The sequence below is a fragment of the Parafrankia soli genome, from assembly GCF_001854695.1.
Lineage (GTDB): Bacteria > Actinomycetota > Actinomycetes > Frankiales > Frankiaceae > Parafrankia > Parafrankia soli.
In genome coordinates this window covers 1-4,925 of the sequence record NZ_MAXA01000073.1, presented here as the reverse complement: position 1 = coordinate 4,925, position 4,925 = coordinate 1, and the positions used below count along the sequence as shown (strand labels likewise).

General features: G+C 65.5%; 3 protein-coding genes and 2 pseudogenes. 3 read left to right on the top strand and 2 right to left on the bottom strand.

All coding sequences use genetic code 11. The annotated features are described in order from the left end of the window. Nucleotides 1-257: pseudogene (locus BBK14_RS08350) on the top strand (IS4 family transposase); the annotation flags it as partial. A gap of 392 nt (nucleotides 258-649) precedes the next feature. Here the strand turns inward: BBK14_RS08350 and BBK14_RS08345 are convergent. Continuing rightward, entirely contained in the window at nucleotides 650-1,495 is an 846-nt protein-coding gene (locus tag BBK14_RS08345) for an IS110 family RNA-guided transposase (RefSeq protein ID WP_241831298.1), read from the bottom strand. A 441-nt stretch (nucleotides 1,496-1,936) separates the two neighbouring features. Here BBK14_RS08345 and BBK14_RS34895 point away from each other — a divergent pair. Next, nucleotides 1,937-2,122, top strand: a pseudogene (locus tag BBK14_RS34895) (IS3 family transposase); the annotation flags it as partial. Between the two features lie 124 nt (nucleotides 2,123-2,246). Here BBK14_RS34895 and BBK14_RS08340 read toward each other — a convergent pair. Further along, the gene (locus BBK14_RS08340; protein WP_198541211.1) at nucleotides 2,247-3,086 is read right to left on the bottom strand and encodes an amidohydrolase family protein; all 840 of its coding nucleotides are present in this window, start codon (nucleotides 3,084-3,086) and stop codon (nucleotides 2,247-2,249) included. 1,200 nt (nucleotides 3,087-4,286) lie between these two features. Here BBK14_RS08340 and BBK14_RS37725 point away from each other — a divergent pair. After that, nucleotides 4,287-4,580 (top strand): hypothetical protein, encoded by a 294-nt coding sequence (locus BBK14_RS37725; protein WP_131802194.1) that lies wholly within the window; start codon nucleotides 4,287-4,289, stop codon nucleotides 4,578-4,580. The last annotated feature ends 345 nt before the right edge of the window (nucleotides 4,581-4,925 follow it).

Here is a 4,925-nt window from a genome sequence, read left to right as displayed (position 1 = left end):
ACGAACGCTGGGAAGAGGAAACCGCCAACGACCAGCTCAAGACCCATCTGCGCGGCCCGGGTAAGGTCCTGCGGTCTCGACTGCCGGACCTGGTCGTCCAGGAGATGTGGGCCTGGCTGATCGTCCAGTACACGCTCACGGCCCTGATCGCCCATGCCGCGGAGGCCGCCGAGATCGACCCCGACCGGGTCGGCTTCGCCCGCACGCTGCGTCTGGTCCGCCGTTCCGCCACCGGGACGGCGGACATTCCCCCCTGAGGACTGGGAAGCCCAGCTCCCCGCCTTCCACACCGAGATCACCCRCAGGCTCAACCCACCCCRGCGCCACCGCACCTGCCCCAGGGTCGTCAAACGYGCCCGACACAACAGCTATCGCGTCAAGAAACCCGACGAACCCGCCTCGATCCGCCACCCAGGCCCCGCCACGATCCGCCTCCACCCACTCGCCCCACACACAACGTGATCAGCTACCTACAAGATCGAAATACGCTTCACGGCATTGCGCCCAGGTCCTGATAGTCCGTGGTGTTGGTGAGCATGTGCCAGTAGGAGACCAGAATATTGTGCCGGGCGGCACCGACGGCTTTCGCGACACCACGCCGGCCGCGAACCCGGGCGTGATGGGATGCAAGATAGGTGTCTTTACTTCGCTAGGCAGCATAGGCARACTCGGTGAGCGCCGTCCGTAACCACTTGTTTCCGTGACGAGTTCGCCCCGACCGGCTCTTCCCACCAGAGGTATGATTTCCCGGACAGATACCAGCCCACGAGGCGAGATGTCCAGCGGCCGGGAATCGACGCATATCGATTCCGACCTCGGCGACCATCACGGCTGCGGTCACCCACCGGACACCGGGGATCGTCTGTATCCGATCAACGGTTTCGCGGAGAGGGGCGAGCATCACCTCAATCCTGTGATCGAGGCCCGTGATCTGAGCGTCACACAAGTCGATACGTTCGAGCAGCTGGGCCGCGAGGAACCCGTGATGACCCGACCGGAACCGGCCCGCCAACGCCCCGACCAGCTCCGGGATCTTGTTACGAAGTCTCCCACGGRCAAGATCAGCCAAAAACTCTGGGGATGTCTCCCCGGCGATCAGCTCGTCCAGGATCGCCCGTCCCGACGCGCCCAGGAGCCTGGAAGCGACGCTGGTCAGYTTGACCCCCGCGTCCTGCATCAGCTTCTCCAGACGCTGGACGTCGCGGGTGCGTTCCTCGACCGCGGTCCGCCGGGCCCGGGTGAGATCACGCAGGTCCCGGAACGGCTTCGGTGGCACGAACGATCCTCGTACCAGGCCGTGCGCGACCAAATCCGAGATCCACACCGCGTCCGCGACATCCGTCTTGCGTCCCGGGACATTGCGGACGTGCGCGGCGTTGAGCAGCCAGCACTCGAACCGATCTTCCAGCAGGTAGTAGACCGGTTTCCAGTAGACGCCAGTAGATTCCATTCCGACGAGCATCACCTTGTTCTCGGCGAGCCAGTCCGCGAGCATCGCCAATGAGCCACGGTTGTCGCGAAAGTTCGCACTTCCACCTTCGCCGAACCCGAACCGCTCTGCACTCGCACCGCTGCCGCGACGGTATCCCGATGCACGTCCAGACCCGCACATCGAGGAAACAGAACTTCCACCGATCCTCCCTCCGCCGGCATCACCAGACCTGACGCGCCGCCCGGGGAGGCCTGAACGCGGAAACTGAGGAACGCGCTCATGGCAGCAGGAAAGGGTGCCCCAGACCTCCGCCGCCATACTCAAAAACGGGCTCGAAGCACCAGAGAGAACCGACGTCGGTCCGGACGACGCCCCGGTATCCTCCCCTCACCACGCCGGACACCGGTAGATACCGGACCACACGCAGACACAGACAGACACAGACAGACACAGACAGACCACTAATTCTCATACCGAACGGGTGGCGGCCCGCCGCCACGGATACTCAAAAACGAACTCGTCTACCGGGATACCTATCCGACCCGCCGCGCCGCGCGTACCGCGATCGCCGAGTACATCGAGGTCTTCTACAACCGGCAGCGACTCCACTCCACTCTCGGTTACCGCACCCCAGAACACATCGAGTGCGCATACCACTCAACCCAGAACGTAGTGAAGGAAGCAGCATAAAGCTGCTATAGTCCGTCTACGTCCGTGTCCGGGAAACGGGCAGCACCTCACGGGCCACCTGCCGGCTGATCGGCCTGCGCCCGTAGCCTGCCTTCGGCGCGGGCGTCTGACCCGCACTGACGCTTTAGATGCGGAACACCCTGGTGGCGTTCCCGCCGAGGAACGCTGCCCGAGTCTCGCTGTCGAGACCGAGCTCGCCAAGGCGTTCGAGAGCCCGCCGCGGAGTGATCATCGGATAGTTCGTCCCGAACAGGACCTTGGCCCGGCCGTGCTCCCGTAGGTAGGCGACCAGCTCCGGGGGATACCGGTGGGCGGCGTAGGCGGAGGTGTCGATGTAGACGTTCGGGTATTTCGTCGCGAGCGCGATCATCTCGTTGGTCCACGGGTAGCCGATGTGTCCGGCGACGATGACGAGCTCCGGGAATTCCAGTGCCACGTCGTCGAGGTACGGGATCGGCCGCCCGGTCTCCGAGGTGCGCAGCGGGCCGGTGTGCCCGACCTGGGTGCAGAACGGGATACCCAGCTCGACGCAGGTGGCGAACAGCGGGTAGTACCGCCGGTCGTTCGGCGGCAGCCCCCACAGCCACGGCACGATCCGCAGCGCGACGAACCCCAGGTCCTGCACGGCACGGCGGAGTTCGCCGATGGCGGCGACCGGATAGCGGATGTCGACGGAGGCGACGCCGCGGAACCGGTCTGGTCGAGCCCGGACGCAGGCGTCCACCTCGTCGTTGGAGATCAGTGGACCGGCCGGGCCGTACCAGGCGCAGATCAGCCCCCGGTCAACCCCGCCGTCGTCGAGTGCCCGGACGGTCGCGTCCAGGGGCAGTTCGCCGGTTGGCTCCGCAGCGCCAGTCCACCGGTGCAGCGACGCGAACATGTCCTCGCGCAGGAACCGGACCGTGGGGTGCTGCATCCAGGCGTCCACGACCGGGCCCGCGGGCAGCCCCTCGGCATCCACCACGGGCTACCTCCCGCCGCCATTCATCCCTCGGCCGGTCACGGCGGCCACCCGGCCCCGGTCAGGTCCGCGACGCCATCATCATGCCGTCCTTCCGCCTCGGAGAAGCTGCGGCGCTCGCCTTTACGGCCGTGGTGGGTCAGCACCCGGTAGAACAGCCGGGGTCGCTGACCAGGCCGGTAACAGACCAGGGCTGCCATCGACACTCGCCCCGAGCCCTTCCCGGACACCCGCACGGTCGGGGTGTGGCCCCGCGCTGCCCAGGTCCGGGCCTTGCGACCCGGACCGGTCGTCCCTCGAGGTCGTCACGACGAGGACGGCCGGACAGCGATCGCGTCCTGACTCATCCTCGGTACGGCCCCGTCCTGGTACTCGCCGGGGCGGGCCGTACTCGTGTCCAGGGCGCATGTCCGGGCCAGCCGGGACAATCTGCTGCCGCATCAGGCAGACGGCCCTGGTAGCCCGGACAGCGTTGGTCAACGCACCAGCACCGGCACCGAGGCATCGAGTAGCTCGCTAGGCCGCCGGTCCCGGGGTGGGGCAGCGGGGCCGGCGGTCGAGGCGGGCGCCGTCGGCCACACAGTCGCCACTCTGGGAGTGGCCAGGCAGCGCCCAGCTCTCCCTGCCCTGCCGCTGGCCGGGTAAACCGGGGGTGCCCGGCCAGGCCGGGCTAAAACGCCCCCACCGGAACTGGCAGCACTGCTTGACCACGTGGGTCACTCCCACCCACTGGTCGCCCCAACCTGACCAACCAGCGACTAGATGAGCGCGGCGAGGCGCGCTGGCGGCGAGTGATGCGTTATTTGCGAGGTGTCAAATTTTTGAGAAGTCTCCCCATGCGGGCCTGGTTCCTGCCAGGCTTGGATCGACGGCTGATGACCCCTCATCAGCGGCCGTCGGGAGGGCAACATGTGGGCTGACTTCTGGGGGGATGGCCATCGCAGAGAATCGAACTATCCGACAGAAGCTTCCACGTCGCATCGGCTGTTCGCCGCGCGGGGTGGGAAAGTTCCACTCACAAAGTCATCGATCTTTTGACTTCGTCCATGGCTAGCTCGACAGAGCTCTAACCTGGACACGGAAATCTAGCCCACTGCGATAGCGGAAATTTCCTTCTGCCACCGGTGAAGCTCTCAGGAATCACGGTCAACGCCATGCGCGCGTGAGATACACGGGCGCCGAGAAGCGGGGAGAACTTACATCATGCCGTTCAGTCCTGCGAACACGAAGTGGTCGGTCGCTGCGTTTGATGACAACGGCGCTATCGGTAGCTTCCACCCCACTCCGTGGGAGTTCCATCAGGAGGCCATGAACGCCGGAACGCTTTGGGTCGGCGGCYACACGGCGATCCCTGAGGTCAGCAACGGGATCCGCTGCGAGAACCTGAAAGCGGGTGCCGGCGCGGTAAGCGACTCGTTCGAGGTCTTCTTCGTCACTCCGACCCGGTTTATCGCGACCAAGAGCGGCGCTCTTTACCGTTTCGGGAAGAAGATCTGACGCGCACGTCGCCCTGACAGGTACCGCTGAGAACCAGGAACTTCTCGCCTTCCCCGGAGCGTCCGGGGTGCACAAAGCACCGATCCGGCGCTGCGTCCCTGTGGGGCTCCAGAACCCCGATTCGGCCTGTGAGCTGGCCTTTTGCGGTTGACGGGATCTTCCGCGCAAGTGGTCAGGCGGCGTTGCGATATTCGTTGATTAGCCCGCCGAGGATGCGTGTGCGACGGACGGTGGACTCCAAGGTCGGGGTGACCCTGTACTCCGCACGTTTGGTTTTCATGCTTTGACCTGCCCGTTTCGTGATCACGGGGGTTTGGTCGGGTCTACTCCGAGGAGGTTGAGTAC